General features: G+C 46.5%; 13 protein-coding genes. 7 read left to right on the top strand and 6 right to left on the bottom strand.

Annotated features, from left to right (window positions below; translation table 11 throughout):
• Window positions 1-5: 5 nt before the first annotated feature.
• Both surA and lptD read right to left on the bottom strand, forming a co-directional pair.
• Entirely contained in the window at window positions 6-1,310 is a 1,305-nt protein-coding gene (gene surA / locus KFE26_RS10585; RefSeq protein WP_105249993.1) for a peptidylprolyl isomerase SurA, read from the bottom strand.
• Between the two features lie 242 nt (window positions 1,311-1,552).
• A complete protein-coding gene (lptD, locus tag KFE26_RS10580) occupies window positions 1,553-3,850 on the bottom strand; it encodes an LPS assembly protein LptD (RefSeq protein WP_131523851.1) in 2,298 nt (765 codons plus the stop codon).
• Window positions 3,851-3,967: 117 nt separating this feature from the next.
• Between lptD and KFE26_RS10575 the strand changes: the two genes are divergently transcribed.
• From KFE26_RS10575 to KFE26_RS10555, 5 genes are all read left to right on the top strand, one after another.
• Window positions 3,968-5,053 carry an aminoglycoside phosphotransferase family protein gene (locus tag KFE26_RS10575; protein ID WP_181800851.1) on the top strand — a complete coding sequence of 362 codons (1,086 nt, stop codon included), beginning with the start codon at window positions 3,968-3,970 and terminating at the stop codon, window positions 5,051-5,053.
• Window positions 5,050-5,727, top strand: a complete 678-nt coding sequence (gene murU / locus KFE26_RS10570; protein ID WP_212600374.1) for an N-acetylmuramate alpha-1-phosphate uridylyltransferase MurU — start codon at window positions 5,050-5,052, stop codon at window positions 5,725-5,727. The genes KFE26_RS10575 and murU overlap by 4 nt, the downstream gene beginning before the upstream one ends.
• Window positions 5,728-5,796: 69 nt before the next feature.
• The gene (gene djlA, locus KFE26_RS10565; RefSeq protein ID WP_113939902.1) at window positions 5,797-6,585 is read left to right on the top strand and encodes a co-chaperone DjlA; all 789 of its coding nucleotides are present in this window, start codon (window positions 5,797-5,799) and stop codon (window positions 6,583-6,585) included.
• 41 nt (window positions 6,586-6,626) lie between these two features.
• Window positions 6,627-7,259, top strand: a complete 633-nt coding sequence (locus KFE26_RS10560) for an outer membrane beta-barrel protein (protein WP_212600373.1) — start codon at window positions 6,627-6,629, stop codon at window positions 7,257-7,259.
• A gap of 35 nt (window positions 7,260-7,294) precedes the next feature.
• A complete protein-coding gene (locus KFE26_RS10555; protein WP_212600372.1) occupies window positions 7,295-8,248 on the top strand; it encodes a D-2-hydroxyacid dehydrogenase in 954 nt (317 codons plus the stop codon).
• Between the two features lie 68 nt (window positions 8,249-8,316).
• Here KFE26_RS10555 and KFE26_RS10550 read toward each other — a convergent pair whose 3' ends face one another.
• The 4 genes from KFE26_RS10550 to purT all read right to left on the bottom strand — a co-directional run bounded on the left by KFE26_RS10550 (window position 8,317) and on the right by purT (window position 15,339).
• The gene (locus KFE26_RS10550) at window positions 8,317-10,599 is read right to left on the bottom strand and encodes a hypothetical protein (RefSeq protein ID WP_212600371.1); all 2,283 of its coding nucleotides are present in this window, start codon (window positions 10,597-10,599) and stop codon (window positions 8,317-8,319) included.
• Window positions 10,589-12,055 (bottom strand): DUF3142 domain-containing protein, encoded by a 1,467-nt coding sequence (locus KFE26_RS10545; protein WP_212600370.1) that lies wholly within the window; start codon window positions 12,053-12,055, stop codon window positions 10,589-10,591. Before KFE26_RS10545 ends, KFE26_RS10550 begins: the two co-directional genes overlap by 11 nt.
• Before the next feature lie 143 nt (window positions 12,056-12,198).
• Complete coding sequence (locus KFE26_RS10540; RefSeq protein ID WP_212600369.1) at window positions 12,199-13,923, bottom strand: RluA family pseudouridine synthase; 1,725 nt, start codon at window positions 13,921-13,923, stop codon at window positions 12,199-12,201.
• 240 nt (window positions 13,924-14,163) lie between these two features.
• Entirely contained in the window at window positions 14,164-15,339 is a 1,176-nt protein-coding gene (gene purT / locus KFE26_RS10535) for a formate-dependent phosphoribosylglycinamide formyltransferase (RefSeq protein ID WP_212600368.1), read from the bottom strand.
• Between the two features lie 275 nt (window positions 15,340-15,614).
• Between purT and KFE26_RS10530 the strand changes: the two genes are divergently transcribed.
• Both KFE26_RS10530 and KFE26_RS10525 read left to right on the top strand, forming a co-directional pair.
• Window positions 15,615-16,007: a DUF3302 domain-containing protein gene (locus KFE26_RS10530; RefSeq protein ID WP_028759246.1), complete on the top strand. Its 393-nt coding sequence runs from the start codon at window positions 15,615-15,617 to the stop codon at window positions 16,005-16,007.
• A gap of 1 nt (window position 16,008) precedes the next feature.
• Window positions 16,009-17,154, top strand: a complete 1,146-nt coding sequence (locus KFE26_RS10525) for an HlyD family secretion protein (protein ID WP_105249984.1) — start codon at window positions 16,009-16,011, stop codon at window positions 17,152-17,154.
• Window positions 17,155-17,211 lie beyond the last annotated feature (57 nt).

The raw sequence follows: 17,211 nt of genomic DNA, 5'->3' as shown, positions 1-17,211 counted from the left end.
TAGAATTAACCTCGATTGGTCTCTGGCTGGAAGATTTCAATGTATGCGTCTGAACGCATTTCGTCTAGCCAGTTTTGCAGTTCTTCGTTAAATTTGCGACGGAAGATCAACTGGTGCGCACGGTTGCTATTGAACTGATCCGTGGCGTCGGTTTTTCTGCGTTCTTCTAACTGAGTGATATGCCAACCGTGAGTCGTACGGAATGGCTCACTAATTTGGTCGTTTTTCAAACTATTGAGCGTTTGAGCAAACTCAGGTACGTAAATGCTTGGTTCTGCCCAACCTAATTCACCACCTTTTGTGGCCGAACCAGGGTCTTCTGAGTACTGACGCGCTAGGTCTTCAAACTTAGCTTCACCTGAGCGGATTTGCTTCAGGAATTGCTCAAGCATGGCTTTAGCGCGGTCTTCTGACAGAATCGGCGATGGCTTGAGCAAAATGTGGCGCGCTCTAACTTCTTCGATTTCTTTGGTTTGTAGGCCGCGAGCATCCATGATCTTAATAATATGGAAACCTGCACCACTCTTAATCGGGCCGATAATGTCACCCATTTTTGCACCGTTGATCACTTCGGCGAACAGAGTTGGCATTTCGTTGATGTTCATATAATCCCAAATACCACCTTCGAGTGCTTTAGGACCTGAAGAAGAAGCGATAGCGGTACGACGGAAATCCTCACCACTCTTCAAACGTTCTAATACGATATTGGCGCGTTTGCTTGATGCTTCGAGTTGCTCACTGGTGGGGTTATTAGGCACGTCAATCAGGATATGGCCAATTTGGTATTCCACATCTTTCATCCCTTGTTCTTGGATGAGTTTGACTAGGCTAGTAATTTCCTGTGGTGATACTTGAATACGGCGTTGTACTTGAATACGTTGAATTTCACCTAGAGTGATTTCTTCGCGCAATTGTTCGCGGTATTGGCTGAAACTTAACCCTTCGCTTTCAATTTTTTGTTGCATCTGCGCGACAGACATTTTTTGTTCGCGCGCGATGTTTTCAATCGCTTGGTCTAGTTGTAAGTCACCAATATTCAGCCCTATACGACTGGCCATTTGCAATTGTAGGCGAGTTAAGATTAAACGCTCAATCACCTGAGTGCGCAGGGCACTGTCAGAAGGTAACGATTGGTTTGCTGCTTTGGCATTCGCTTTAACAGTGTCAATCATGTTAGTGATTTCACTTTCGAGCACTATGCCGTCGTTAATTTGGACTGCAACGCGGTCGAGCGGCTGGGGTGCGGCCAATGTAGGTTGGCTGATCGCGAGTGCAAATAAAGCAAAAATCAGATGTTTACTGGGTTTCATCCACAAAATCCTTGGCACGTTCTAAGGTCAGGTTCGACGGCTTAATTGAAATAACTTTACCATTTATATCGAAATTACAGTGAGTTGCCCTAATGTAATTTTTTGGCGACGCATTTGAGTGCAAGGTTAGACCTTAAGATCCGTTTTTATTCGCTTTAGCAAAAGGTGAACGGTAAAGCACTCATTAATCTGTTTGGACTCTGAGTCCTTGTTGAGGTTCAGCAATCTATCACAATTCTTTGCTAATTCCTCAGATAAAGCGGTTTTCTGTAGTTAAACAGGCCGTCATTGAGCATATCGGATACGCCTAATGGGCCAGAACCACCGAGTCCCTTAATGATTAAGTTCAGGTAGACACCACTATCAAACTGCTCACGAGGATCAATTGTGGCAGAACCTATATTGTCGTCATAGTTGGTTTTAATACGGTAATGATAACTAAGTCTTACTGCGTAACAGCATGATTCGTACTGGATACCTGTGTAAGTTTCAATACTGCGACTTTCGTTAAGGTCATAATACCAATTACCAACAAAGTAGAGGTCGTCACTGATTGGCCAAGCGCCACGAACGCCCGCTTGGGAGATGTTCACTGTATCATTGGTATTTGAGTTCAATAAATCTGGGACATAGCGATAGCTAAATTGCAGCAATTTATTCGCTTCAGGTCTGAAATCTAAGGTGACTTCAGATTTTTTATTGTCACTGGTGTTGGTATCGTACTGAATCGCAGCCCCCATATACCAATCATGGGACAAGCGGGTATCTAACTCTGCAGCAAGTACTGAAGTTGATTGATTAGACTCAAAAATACTGTCTTCGTAACCGACTTTACTGTCTTGCAGGTAAAAAATTTGTCCTAGGCTGAATTTAGTGGCTTCTTGGTTGTGACTATCAAACAGGCGTGTAGTAACACCTAGAGTGACTTGATTTGCATCGGAAATCCGATCCAGACCCGAGAAGCGACGATCACGGAATAGACCAAAGTAGTCGTCCTGTAATTGAGCCGTATCATAAATGCCTATGTTGCGTTGATCTTCGTAGCCGACATAAAGATATTGAAATTGTGGCTCGAGCGTTTGGCGGTAGTTTTGATCGAAAAGCTCAGTAAAACGTTCGAAGTTGATTTGACCATTAATCCGTACCTGCGGGATGGTGCGATTCACTGTGTCGTCTAGTTCTTCACTTGGATTGTTATTTTGCTGCCAATAATTGGTCTGCATCAGCTTAACTTGGCTGGTGAGCGAGCCTGAAGGTCCATGTATTGGCAGAGTTATGCTCGGTGACATGTGCAAACGAGTCGCCGTATTAACATTGTTGTCCTGATGGGCAAAATTCGTTAGCTCTGAATTGAAACCAAAATCTAAATTGTTCCAAAAATCAGCGGCACGATAGTTAAAGTTAACCTGAGGCATGACTTGATATGGTTTTTCATCCTCACCCAGTACTTTAATATCTTGTACTCGGGTGCTTAGATCCCAGTTACTTTCGAAGTAGCTGATTTCACCTATGCGTGATAACTGGTTATCGGTTGCACGGTTAACATCTGACTTTAAGTCATTGAAATAATTGTTATCTGATACATCGGTAAAATTCGCTAATACGCGCCAATTTTTGTCGATCGCCCCTTGATGCTGCCAGTTATATAAGTAGCGATTCGGGCTACCATCGATCAATTTGTCATTGCCTAGATATTCTAAATTGACTCGGCCATTTTGGGCCTCACCCGCCAGATAACCAAACTCTGTTTTAGTGAATAAACCACGGTTTGACATATAGCTAGGTGTAAATGTTAAATCGTACTCTGGGGCAATATTCCAATAATAGGGTGCAGAAATTTCGACACCATCAGTAGTGCTAGTGCTAAAACTAGGGTAGAGAAAGCCAGATTTACGTTTTTCTGAAACGGGAACTGTCATGTAGGGAATATAGAATACAGGTACACCGCCAATTCTTAGTTTGGCATTCCAAATTTCGCCCCATTCTTCTTCACTGTTGATCTTGATCTTTTCGGCCTCGAGTAGCCAAGACACATTGTCAGGAGGGCAAGTAGTGAAGTTGGTATTCGTTAAAATTAAATTGTTATTGATAGTAATTTGCAGTTTTTCGGCATCACCGTGAACTTGTTGGCCATGGATCCAATATTGTGCGCCTTTAAGGGTGGCACGGTTTGTCCGCATTTGAGCTTGTAAGGATTCGGCTGTAACGGTGAAGTTACTGTCTTGAAAGACTAAATTACCATTGGCATCAAACTGTTCAGTAGCTTGATCTAAAATCGCCTCATCGGCTGCTATGTGCCTATCGCCTTGGCTAAAAACCACATCGCCACGGAAAATCGCCTGCTTCCCCATTTCGGCATTGGTGTTATCAGACGCAATACGAATTTTGTTGAGTTCAGCCGCACTCATCCCTTGGGTTTGAGATACGATACGGGGTACTGGCGGTTCGATTAAGCATTGGGATGCCGAAGCGGTTAGAGAGTCGTCTGCCAGGACTAATTGCGGTAACAGGCTCAGGGCCAGAAGGTATCGGATCTGCATCTTTAGGTCAGTAATTATGATTTCTTATTCTGGACAAGTATGGATGGGGAAAGTTGCAATTGACAAACGCAACATCGCTTAATAAATCTCTCAATTTCTTAGCTGTTTCCAAATTCTATGCCAGCTATAATAAAGCAATTTTTCTTTAAGAGCCATGAAATGACTTTATCCGATCCGAGATTTCTTTCCCTTAATCAGTGGCTGAATGCTTATTTTTCCTGTGAGGTGATGCCTGTGTTGATTTCCGGAGACGCAAGTTTTAGGCGTTACTTTCGGATTTCGATGCCTGATGCTACCTTTATCGCCGCCGATTCACCGCCTCAGTTAGTGCCTATCGCCCCCTTTATTGCCCTGTCGAATGCTTATTCAGCCGTGGGACTGACAGTTCCAAAAGTAATCCACGCCGATGCTGATTTGGGTTTTATGTTGATGAGTGATTTGGGCGATACCCAACTCTTATCTGTATTGACGGTACAAAATGTGGAACGCTTTTACCGTCAGGCGCTTGATTTATTACCGCAAGTGGCTGCTGTGATTGAGTGCAAGAATCTTGATAGCGGTTTAGTTCAGGCATTACCTAACTACGATGAAGCCTTTGTGCGCCGTGAATTACACATTTTTACTGAGTGGCTGTTAGGAACACATCTTAATTTGTCTTTGGACGCGGCAGAGTTGCAATTGCTGAATGATACTTTTGATCGCCTCGTCGGCAATGCGTTATCTCAACCTAGTGTGGGAATGCATAGGGATTTCCATAGCCGTAATCTTATGCTGCAAGCGGACAAGCTGTGCGTGATTGATTTTCAGGATGCTGTCGTTGGTCCTGTGACTTACGATGCGGTATCACTACTACGCGATTGTTATATTCGTTGGCCACAGCCGTTAGTTGCAGACTTGATGCGGTATCATTATCAGCAAGCATTAGCGCTTGGTTTTATTCCCGCACAGACTCCTTTTGAGCAATATCAAACTTGGTTTGATCTCATGGGCTTACAGCGTCACATTAAGGCGGTAGGGATTTTTGCACGGTTAAACTATCGCGATAGTAAACCTGCGTATATGGCGGATATTCCACTGACATTAACGTATATTGTCGACATCTCGCTGCAGTATCCCGAACTCGTGCCATTTGCACACTGGTTAACTCGTCGTGTGTTACCTGCGTTTACTGTGAGTCAGTCTTCATCTGAGGTTAAGCAATGAAAGCCATGATCTTGGCCGCTGGACGAGGGGAAAGGTTACGGCCGTTAACGGACAGTTTGCCTAAACCTATGGTGCCAGTGTTAGGTAAGCCACTGATTGTTTATCATATTGAAAAACTTGCCGCGATAGGCATAGTCGATATCGTCATCAACCATGCTTGGCTAGGGCATAAGTTAGTCGAAGCTCTGGGCGATGGCAGCACTTTTGGGGTGCGCATTCAGTATAGCGCTGAAGAGAGTGCGTTAGAAACCGGCGGCGGTATTAAACGCGCTTTGTCTTTATTGTGTGAGGACGGAAGCGACGAACCTTTTTTAGTGATTAATGGTGATGTGTTTATTGATGCTTTACCGCCAATCACGCAACTGGCAGCGGATAGGCTCGCTCACTTATGGTTAGTGCCTAATCCTGAGCAGCATCCAAATGGCGATTTTGCTTTGAATGGTCATCAAGTGCAGGAGCGTGGCGATGTTAAGTACACGTTTTCGGGCATGGGTATTTATCACCCTGCGCTATTTCATGACACGCCGCAGGGCGCCTTTGCACTGGGTCCGTTGCTCCGATCGCAAATGGCTCAAGACAGAGTTAGTGGTGCCTTGTTTAATGGATTTTGGTGTGATGTCGGTACCATTGCACGATTGCAAGCGCTTGAACTAAGGTTACAAAGTAACAAGTAAATTTCGGTGCTGGCATATCCATAGGATTAAGCTAGTGCATCAAATACATAATAGAAATCAGGAAATAAGATGCGGCTTTGGGGTAAGTTTTTTGGATTTGTCATTGGCTTTATGTTCGGCCGTATTTTTGGTGCGCTGCTAGGTTTGTGGCTCGGTCATCTTTACGATAAGCGTGCAGCATCGGGCGTGGGTTTTCGACAGATTCTAGGGCAGGCTAAGAATCGCCAAGCCATTTTCTTTAATACCACATTTGCAGTAATGGGGCATGTGGCGAAAGCATCAGGACATGTTACCGAAACCGATATTCGCATTGCGACCTTATTAATGGATCAAATGCGTTTAACGGGGGAAGCCCGTAAAGAGGCGCAACAGGCATTTCGTGAGGGTAAATCGGCGGATTTTGATCTGCGCAGCAGCTTACAAGCTTTCCGTGTTATTACGATGGGACGCAAAGAGTTAGTGCAGATGTTCATCGAAATCCAGATCCAAACGGCACTGTCTGATGGTGAATTGGATCCCGCTGAGCACGCTATCTTGATGACGATTGCTCAAGAGTTAGGTTATGGTCGAGCGCAGTTAGATGAATTACTTAAACGCTGGCAGGCGGAGTTTCGTTTCCATCAAACATCGAGTGGCAATAAAACATCAATTACTGATGCCTACAGTTTACTTGGCATTACGAACGAAGCTAGCGACCAAGAAGTTAAGCGGGCTTACCGTAAATTGATGAATGAACATCATCCCGATAAGTTAGTGGCGAAAGGGTTGCCACCGGAAATGATGGAGCTAGCTAATCGTAAGGCTCAGGATATTCAAGCAGCCTATGACAGAGTCAAGTCTGAGCGCGGTATGCGTTAGCCTTGATTAAATTGGTTTTTGTAAAAGATAAGGAATTCATTATGAAAAACACTTACCGTTTGTTGCTGTTGGCGAGTTTGTTACCTGTGGCTATGTCTACGCGGGCCGAGGTGTTTATCGCTCCTTTTGGTGGTTATAGTTTTGGGGGCGGTCAATTTGATGTGAATCAATATGAGGTCAACACAGATCAAACTGGTGATAAGGCCGATGTGAAGGTCGAGGAGTCGAGCCATTACGGTTTGATGGTGGGTATTGGTACGAATGATCCCGGTAATATTTATCTTTTATATAGTCATCAAGCCTCTGAACTGAAAAGTGGCGGCTTGTTTACGCCAGACTTTCTTACCTCGTTAGATTTAGATTATATCCATTTGGGTGGCACTTTATATTTCCCCCGTGGCGATATCCAGCCCTATGTCACTGCCAGCGCGGGGATCACTCGCATGCTGCCCAGCGGTTGGTCGAGCGAAACGCGTTTCTCCATGGGGATTGGTGGCGGGGTAGAGTATCAAGTAACGCCACACTTTGGCTTGTTTGCGGATATTCGGGGTTATGCGACTTTTATCAACAGTGACACTTCGCTGTTTTGCAATGAAGATGAATGCCTATGGCACATTACGTCGGATGTGATGTGGCAGGCTCAGGCTAACCTTGGGCTCAAAGTCAGTTTTTAGATTTAACGCATCGTCTTAAAAGGAGATTTAGTGGCATGAAAATAGTCGTACTTGATGGTGAAACCTTAAATCCTGGCGATCTCAGCTGGCAATCCTTAAATGAATTAGGCGAGTTTGCGTGTTTTTCCCGCACGAGTGGCACTGATATTGTCGCGCGAGCCCAAGGTGCTGAAGTCATTCTCACCAATAAAACGCCGTTGACTGCAAAGACGCTAGCACAGCTTCCTAGTCTCAAATACATAGGCGTATTGGCCACGGGCACGAACGTTGTCGATATCGCGGCAGCTAAAGCGCAAGGTATAGTGGTCACTAATGTGCCCGCTTATGCGCCTGATGCCGTTGCGCAAATGGTGTTTGCCCATATTCTGCATCACACCCAAGCCGTGGCCGCCCATCATCAAGCTGTGGTCGATGGCCAGTGGGTGAACTGCCAAGATTTTTGTTTTACTTTAATGCCGTTGCAATCTTTAAAAGGCAAGACTTTAGGCTTAATAGGTTATGGCGATATCGGTCAGCAGGTGGGAACACTCGCCCTCGCATTCGGGATGAAAGTTCTTGTCAATACTCGTTCAATCATCAAGGATTTACCCCAAGGCGTGACGTGGGCGCAACGTGATACTGTGCTTAGCGAATCAGATATTATTTCGCTCCATTGTCCGCTTACTCCAGAAACTGAGCAATTTATCAATCAACAAACCCTCGCCTTGATGAAGCCTAATGCGCTGCTGATTAATACAGCGCGCGGTGGATTAATTGATGAAGCCGCGCTTGCTGCTGCGCTGGCTCAAGGCAAGTTATTTGCCGGCGTGGATGTGTTATCGACCGAGCCGCCCACTGCAGATAATCCCTTACTGCATGCGCCTAATATCAGCATCAGCCCGCATAATGCGTGGGCGACGAAGGAAGCAAGGCAAAGTCTACTCAATATCGCAGTGGCGAATTTGAACGGTTATTTGAAGGGGGAAGTGATTAACTGCGTGAACAAGTAAAGCGGTATGCGTCTTTCTCTCTTTTCATCATATCGACGTTGAGAGAGAAAGACGTAAATGCTTATTTATTATTGAGTTTTTCTTCTACGCATCCACCACACACCCAATAAGCCTGTGAGGGCTAATACGCCAAATACGACGGGCTTTTTCAGCTTGTGGTACAGGGCGTTCCATTCTGCCATTTCATTCGCCTGCGCTCGTTTTACTGCACCGTCAAAATCGGGCGCTTCACACTGCAAACCAAAGTTCTCGGCCCAAGGCACAAAGGGGCCGTTGGCGACGTATTTTTTATAGTAACGTAGGGCAAGTTCTTGATCTCGATACAAGACCCAACCTGTGGCTTGGCAGAGTAGCGCTGCATAGGCTTGGCTGTTGTGGGGTACATGATCCGATGCCTTGTTGGCTAGTTCTGCTGCCGTGTAGCGATAATGGAAGCGTTTATCGGGAATTGCTTGGCTGGCGCTGATCCGCAGTTGTTCTTTCTCAGCCAGTTTGCTCGGCTCATTCCAATCACTTAGATCGAACACACCTTGGTAAATAGTGTAATCCGGGGCTAATTCAAATCCTAAGAGTTCCATGCCTTGGTGGCGAGCAAGTTCGGCAACAGCCCAATAGGCTTTCGCGCTATCAATGCCTTTTGTTTTTTTTGCTGCATTCAGCTCTGTGCCGTAGGCAAGGGCGCTGGCATTCAGTTTAGGATTAGGGAAGTAAACCGGCGCTTCAGCTATCGCGCCTTCGCGTAATAGCCTGCGACCTAACAAGTAGCGCAAGCGGTTGTTAATTGGCTCAATATTATCGTACCAGTCGCTGTCTTTAGGGTATTCAAAGGCGATAAATGGCACATGTTCGTCAACAAATAGCTTAAGTTCAGCCGTGGTGAGTACGCGCTCCGCCACATAGGCGATGTCTTGCCAGTACTCATCACCGCTGGCGAGTAAGTGATTGAGCGCATCGACATATTCGCCACGCTCTAGTGACAACACCCCTTGCTCGGCACGAATACGGCAGTAAGTGGCTGTATCTTCATCGGCATTAATGGCTTGTTGCTGAGTTTCTTTAGCGTCAACTGTGGCCGAGATCTTATTGAGCTGCTCAGGGAAGTGACGCGCTGCCTGAGCATAGGCCTTGGCCGCTTCTGCTTGATCGCCCTTTTGTAGCATTAATTTTGCGTTGAGCCACCAAGTGAGGCCGCTCGGTTTCGCTAGCGTTAATAGGCGCTCAGCACTGGCATAATCCCCTAACTGGTAATAAATCGCCGCTAATTTATCGCCATGGTTGAGCTGTAAGCCATCGGTTGGAAATACTTTAAGGAGCTCAGCAACCTTTAATCCCATTTCTGAAAGCTGGCCATTGTAGGCGAATTCATTAGTGCTGCTTTGCCAATAGGCAATCAATAACTGCTGCACGCTCGCCTGTTGCAGTAGCGGCTTAAGTTCAGCAATCTCTTTACCCATCAAAGTGCGGCTTAACATCAATAAGGAATCATAACCGCCGCTATCGCCCTGTACCGATTGGGTGGCATAGAGCTCAATAGCTTTATTTAGTGCATCAGGGGTGAGAGTCATTTGCAGCTCTGACTCAGTTTCACCTGTAGCTTGATTGGTCAATTGCGGGAGCGGCTGGCCTTGGTGTAGCAGGATATAGGCTTGTTCACCTAAGCTCGCTAAACTCAAACGCAGGGGATCGGCGGCGCCTTGTGCGACTTCGGTTTGTAATTGTGTCAGGTAAGCATTGGCACGATTAAAATGTTCAGGATCAGCCGAAGTCTTGCTTAAGATAAGCTCAATACGCGACAGCGAATAGAGTGCCCACAGGCTACGAGATGCGCGTTCACTTTGTGGTAATTTAATGATTTTGCTGAAATAGTTACTCGCCCTCTCATAATCTTTTGCTTCAAACGCTACGGCACCTAAGGTGTACCAAGTTAGCGCTTGTGGTAGATCTTTGTCTAACTTAGCGGCCATTTGCTCGGCTTCAATGGGGCCAGTTGCATCCCGCAGGGTGTTTACTAAGGCCAAATGGGCGTCACTTAACTCGCTGTTTTCAAAGGCGCGAGTTTGTGAAAGATAACGGCTATGCACTTCATCCCAGAGATATTCTTGTGCAGCGGGTGCATCTTGATACTGCCAAGGCAAAGGTTTTGCGAGGGCTGTGAGCTGTTGGCTAAAGGAGGTTTGCGGTAAATAACTGAGATTGCTCTGCCTATCCTGAGTGAGTTGCAAAGGAAAATCGGGGCCGCAGGCCAATAGCATAGGGGAAAATAAGCTTAAACAAATGAGCGTGGTCTTTTTAAGCATAAAAGCCCGATTGGGTGTTGCCATGGTAAATGATAGTTTTGGCTTATGGCGCATAAATTCCCTGTAAATATAATGACTCACAACGTGCCCAGCCTATCACTTTTTGGCCGCCAGGGTTGAGCATGTGTGTTTGAATGTCTCTGTTTGATTGCGGCATAGGCATGATTGCAGTGCGTGAAACTGTTTTAGTTGGTGTCAACACTGCTGTATTCTCAGCTCGCCATTGCCACGTTAACAGCCCATCTTTTTGTATTACGCTATAGCCATTTTGCGCATCATACCCGCTGCAAGCTTGTCCCGCTAGCGACAAAATAGGAGGAACTTCACCTGCAATATTACCGTGATTCATTAAGCTCAGTTGGAATAGCTGTGGCTTGTGGATTTCCAGATTTTTTTGCTTATTTTCAGCGGCTAATGTCGTTTGGGTTGTGGCCTTGTTATTGCTTGAGATCACTAATTCAATCTTGGCGGCAAGTTCACCTTGCTGTGCAACGGCGATTAAGGTGTCGAGTGGCCAAACCCTTTTATCCCCTTCCAGCGGCAGCCGAAACCAGATAATGCCTCTGAGTTTGGCATCTTTTTGAGTGTGTAGTTTTTGCACAAAGGCTTGTAATACTAGAGGATCGGCCATCAGTTCCTGTACTACATTGACTGATTTGAGTTGATCGCGCAGCGGTGTTTCACTTTCAACTTTATAATCTGAAGCTGTACTGATGACCGCCGAACCATAGGCGGGGAGTGCAATAAGGTAAGGCACAGTGCTGATATTTGAAAGTTGCTGCACCCACTGCCAACCTTGAGTCGCATCGAATAGCCCGAGGCGTGGATCGCTTACGCTGTGAATTTGTAGCACGAGTTCATCAATACTGGTGAGTAATGCGGGGAAATCGGCACTATTGAGCCAAGCGGGCAGTGCAGTAATGCTGAGTTTGAGTTCCGTGGGTAACTGCGCTTTAAGCTTTGTAAGAAAATCCCGATAGGCTGGCAGTTTACTGTTGGCACTGTCGTGGTCGATTTCAACCCCCGCGATGTGCGTGCCTTTTGCCTGCCAAGTTGCTAGTACTTGGTTGATTTTATTGATCACTTGTTCATCATTTAAATGCACGAACTGACCATCTAAGCGAATCACGGCAATTTTTGGCCTAGGATCCGCCTGCAACCAAGCATGATTGACCGCAACTTCAAACCAAATGTCTGCGCCATTGGGTTTTGGATGCGCTTGCAGCGCTAAAATACGTAATCCTTGGAATGCATCTTGGCTTTGCACTAATGCCGTTTGATTGGCGGGGCGCCATTGGCGCTGCCAGATATAGACTTCCTGCGAAAGTGGCGCTCGAAGCGTTGTTGCTTCTGTAGCGGCTTTTACTGCGACACTGGTATTTGGGCTAGCCGTGGTTTCATTAGCGTTCGATGCTGGCTGACAGGCGCTCATAAATACGGTGGCGCTCAACAAAGCAAATAAGAACCATTGATTTCGGTTTATGTTTTTAACCAGATTGCCTATGCCCATACTACCGCTGTCGATTCCGTTTTGAGTGAGGCATTACTATGCCCGAAAAATGCCACTTATACATCGCGGTCAAACTTCTGATAATGCCCACTAAGCTTGGTTTTCCTTTTGGTGCCTTGTTAATCAATATCAGAACTCAGATCTCAAAAATCAGGATCGACTTGAAAGTGCATCTGTTCACGGGTGACGGGATGTTGAAGCATCAATAAATCGGCATGCAGATGCAGACGATTGGCGCGAGTGCCGTACAGATCGTCACCTACAATGGGCGTATTTAGCCCTTCTGAGTGGGCGCAGTGAACTCTGAGTTGATGGGTTCGGCCCGTTTTTGGGGATAGATACACGCGGGCTGTACGTGCCATTTCATCGATATGGCTTAATTTCCAATAGGTTTGGGCCGCTTTGCCAAACTCATGGCAAACGAGTTGTCTCGGTCTATCGTCTAAATCGCCACGTAGGGGTAAAGAGATTTGTCCTGCGGCCTGTTTATCTGCCATTGCTGTAGGGATCCCTGCTAAAAGTGCCACATAACGCTTAGTCACTGTGCGCTGGATAAACTGTTTTTGCAGCTGTTTATGGGCGTCTTTTGTCAATGCGATCACCATTAATCCCGAGGTCGACATATCGAGCCTGTGGACGATAAGTGGCCCTGTGGCATTGGGAAACGTTTGCCGCATGCGCGAATACACTGAGTCTTCAATCTCTTTGCCGGGCACTGATAAAAACTCGGCGGGTTTGTTCACAATCGCCATCGCCTCGTCTTGGTAGAGGATGCTTAAGGTTTTGCCTTCGGCGGGGTTCGTCAGCAGCGGATTATCATCGACAACAAGCCCTTCGAGCATATGCCCCAAGATAGGCTGGCATTTGCGCAGACAGGCAGGATAAAACTGCTTATGTTGGCGAATTTCTGATTTTGGCGGCGCCCCCCACCAAAATTCGGCAATCGCCAATGGTTTAAGACCGTGTTTAAAGGCGTAATGTAGCAACTTAGGGGCGGCACATTCCCCTGAGCCTGCGGGCGGTGTTAACTCAACCGTCCCGTTAAATATGCCGTTAAGGCTTTTTTCTGCGCCGCGAATATTCAAAAAACGATACTGCTCAAACAGCTTTTGCTGCAGCGCCGCCGAGAGCTGTTTACGCTGTAGTCTTAACGCGTCACGCTTATCAGTGAGCAGAGTTAACGCTTGGCTGATGGCATGGATACGTTCATCCCAATAGCGTTTAATATCTCTTAACTGATTCTTTTCGTTAATGCTTTCTTGGCTGAGTTTAGCTTCGATTACAGTATTTTCACGTAAAGTCTCATCAGTTGGATTGGCAGCCCATTGCACTGCGAGTTGATTGCGCTGCGTCTTGCGGGATTGACGGCCGTTAATCATCACTTGCCTGTGGGCGGCAAGCTTGGCTTGTGCTTGTGCTTGCTCAGCGTTGAGTTCGCTCGATAGCCGAGGAATATCGGGATGATTTTCTACTGCAAGTAGCTGCTCGTTAATTTGGTTGATTTGCAGATTTTCGGCGTGGAAAAAATTGTCCTTAGCCAGCATATCAAACACAGGTGGAACGAAGCGTGACCAATGGTTCTGCTCAGCTAACTTGCCCGAAAATGCCGACAAATAGCCCACATCTCCCTGCGGATCTTGCACTAAAAGTACACCAAACATTTTACCAATGGCACCGGTTAACTCCCCCGTGAGGCCAAAGTTATGTTGCCAATCGTTTTGAGTCTCAAGGTGGCGTTGTAATTCGTTGGCAGCGATCACGCACAGTGGGTGCGGTTCGTAATAGAAAGGAAAGGTAAAACGCTGCGGTAGGGCATAGGCATCAATGGCTTGTGTGAAAGAGGTAAAGCAAGAAGGCTGAAGATGCATATTGGGGTCTACTGTTGGTTTTACTTATCTTGGTTAATTATCAGAGTTAAGCCACAACTTAGGATTTACCTAAATGCAAGCTGAGGGCTGGCAAGAAAGGGCGCTAGTTTACTCCGCCTATTGGGGACGGTCACTTTTTATTGGTGCGGCTCTGTGTTGAAAAAGGGAAATGGTATTAAAGCGCATTTCCCTTTGATGTGTCGCTTGTGCTTAAAGCCAATTTTAAACGGTTCAACCCGCTTAAAAGATGACTTTCACTTTACTGGCGCTATCGAGTGCTTTGCTGATTGCACTGTCGATATCGATATCACGGGCAAGCGCGACACCTAAACGGCGGCGACCATCAATATCGGGTTTGGCGAATAATCTAAGCTGAGTGTTGATCGCTTCTAATGCCGCACCAATCCCTTGATAGCGGATATTGCTTGAGGTACCTTCGGCCAAAATAACCGCCGAGGCACTTGGACCATGCTGATGGATATTGGGAATAGGCAGGCCGAGAATCGCTCTCACATGTAGGGCAAATTCTGATAAATCTTGGCTGATGAGTGTGACTAAGCCTGTGTCGTGGGGTCTTGGCGAGACTTCAGAGAAATATACTTCATTGCCTTTAACAAACAGTTCTACGCCAAATAGTCCATAACCGCCAAGGGCTTCGACGACTTTGCTCGCAATCGCTTGGGATTTTGCTAGCACTTCATCGGACATGGCTTGTGGCTGCCATGACTCGCGATAATCGCCATCTTCTTGCCTGTGGCCAATGGGCGCACAAAAATGAATGCCGTTGACTGCGCTGATGGTTAACAGGGTGATTTCATAATCGAAGGGAATAAAGCCTTCGACTATCACGCGACCGCCGCCGGCGCGTCCGCCTTCTTGGGCGTATTGCCACGCTTTATGGCTGAGGGCGATATCGCGAATAACGCTTTGGCCTTTGCCCGAGGAACTCATGACTGGCTTCACCACACAGGGAACGCCAATTTCACTAATCGCTTGATTAAATTCGGTTTCGGTATCACAGAAAAAATACGGAGAAGTCGGTAAACCTAAGGTTTCAGCGGCGAGACGACGAATACCTTCCCTGTCCATAGTGAGCTTTGTTGCCCGAGCTGTTGGGATAATATTCACCCCTTCGGCTTCCATGTCCACTAAGGTTTGGGTGGCGATGGCTTCAATTTCTGGGATGACTAAGTGCGGTTTTTCTAACTCGATAACCGCACGCAGGGCGTTGGCATCGAGCATATTGATCACATGGGAGCGATGCGCGACTTGCATGGCGGGGGCGTTGGCGTAACGGTCAACGCCAATCACTTCAACGCCTAAGCGTTGCAGTTCAATGGCCACTTCTTTGCCAAGTTCACCGCAGCCGAGCAACATGGCGCGTCGTGCGCCCTCAGTGTAGGGAGTGCCTATCATGTGTGGGTACCTTTGAGATTGTAGGGATGATGGGTTTTATGCTTGCGTTCTATGCCGCAATGATGTGGTTAGTTTAGCCTGAACAGGCTTTAGGATCATGGAGTAAATTGACAAGTGTGTCCCGGATCACTGGGGGCAAAAACGAAACAGCATATCTTTGGTTAATGTTGAGGTTGAGAGCAAAGTCAAATGTTAATGTCATGTTGGTGGCATGTTCGGGGGCCATCCACTAATCTTTGGGATGGAATAGATATTATTAATACAAGGAGATGCGGATGTTCTTAGATTACTTTGCGTTAGGTATTTTGTTTTTTGTCATCATTATCATGTTTTATGGTGTCATAGCCATTCATGATATCCCCTATGAAATAGCCAAAAAACGTAATCATCCCCAGCAAGATGCATTGCATATCGCCGGGTGGGTGAGTCTATTCACCCTACATGCTATTTGGCCATTTTTATGGATCTGGGCGACTTTATACCGTGAAGATCGCGGTTGGGGGTTCAATACTGTAATGAAGCGAGAATTAGTTTTAGAGGAGGATGTGAATTCATTGCGCGAGACGGTCAGAGGGCTTCAGACTCGGCTTGAACAGTTAGAGCAAATAACTCCCATGAATATAGCGCCTGCTGTGGATGCGATAAAAACAGACAAAGTTGAGGTATAACATGGATTTATTACTCATACTCACCTATGCGGCCGTGTGTATTGCTATCTTTAAAGTCTTTAAAATTCCGATGAATAAATGGACTGTTCCCACCGCAGTGCTGGGTGGAGTGTTCATTATTGGTACCTTATTGCTCGTGATGAATTACAACCATCCTTATTCTCGTTTTGCCCGTGAATATTTTGTCACTATCCCTATAACCCCCGCAGTAAAAGGCTTAGTGACTTCGGTGGAAGTGCAGCCTAATGTGCCAGTTAAACAAGGGGATGTGTTATTTCGTCTCGATCCTATTCCCTTCGAGGCCGTTGTTAAACGTAAACGCGCAGCTTTGATGGAAGCAGAGCTCCAAGTGCCACAACTCGCCGCGGCGTGGGAGTCTGCTAAGGCTAATGTAGAGCGCGCTAGGGCCGATAAAGACCGTAATAAATCTGCCTTCGAGCGTTATGAGTTAGGCCGCAAGAAAGGGGGCGCGAATTCGCCTTTTACTGAACTGGAACTCGATAATAGGCGTCAATTGTACTTAGCCTCAGAGGCACAACTGACCGTCGCGAATGCTGAAGAACTGCGTGTCAGGCTGGCCTATGAATCTAATATTGATGGTGTCAATACTAAAGTAGCTGGCTTGCAAGCTGATTTAGCCAGTGCACTCTACGATTTAGAACAGACAGTCGTGCGGGCACCTGCTGATGGTGTGGTGACGCAAATGGCACTTCGTGCGGGAGCGATGGCTGTGCCTTTACCATTACGTCCCGTAATGAGCTTTATTCCCGACGAGCAGCGCTACTTTGCGGGGGCATTCTGGCAAAACTCGTTAATGCGTTTGCAGGAAGGTGATGAAGCTGAAGTGATATTGGATGCCGCTCCAGGACAAATCTTTAAGGGGAAAGTGGCGAAAATATTACCCGCTATGGCTGAAGGTGAAGTTCAAATGGGCGGCGCGCTGCAGTCATCGGCTCGTTTATTTCAAAATGGTCGCGTTATTGTGCTGATTGATATCGAAGATGATGCCATCCGTAAGCAATTTCCTGCGGGTGTTTCTGGGCAGGTTGCAATTTATACTGAACATTTCCATCATGTCGCTGTGATGCGTAAAGTATTGCTGAGGATGCAAGGTTGGCTGAATTACTTGTTTTTTGATGGACATTAACCCTTAATCGGTTAACTTTTGTCTGTTGTATCAAGTCCAGTTCGCTGGACTTTTTTG

Origin of the sequence: Shewanella sp. M16, assembly GCF_018224605.1 — a bacterium.
GTDB lineage: Bacteria > Pseudomonadota > Gammaproteobacteria > Enterobacterales > Shewanellaceae > Shewanella > Shewanella oncorhynchi.
This window is presented reverse-complemented; position numbering and strand designations above follow the sequence as displayed.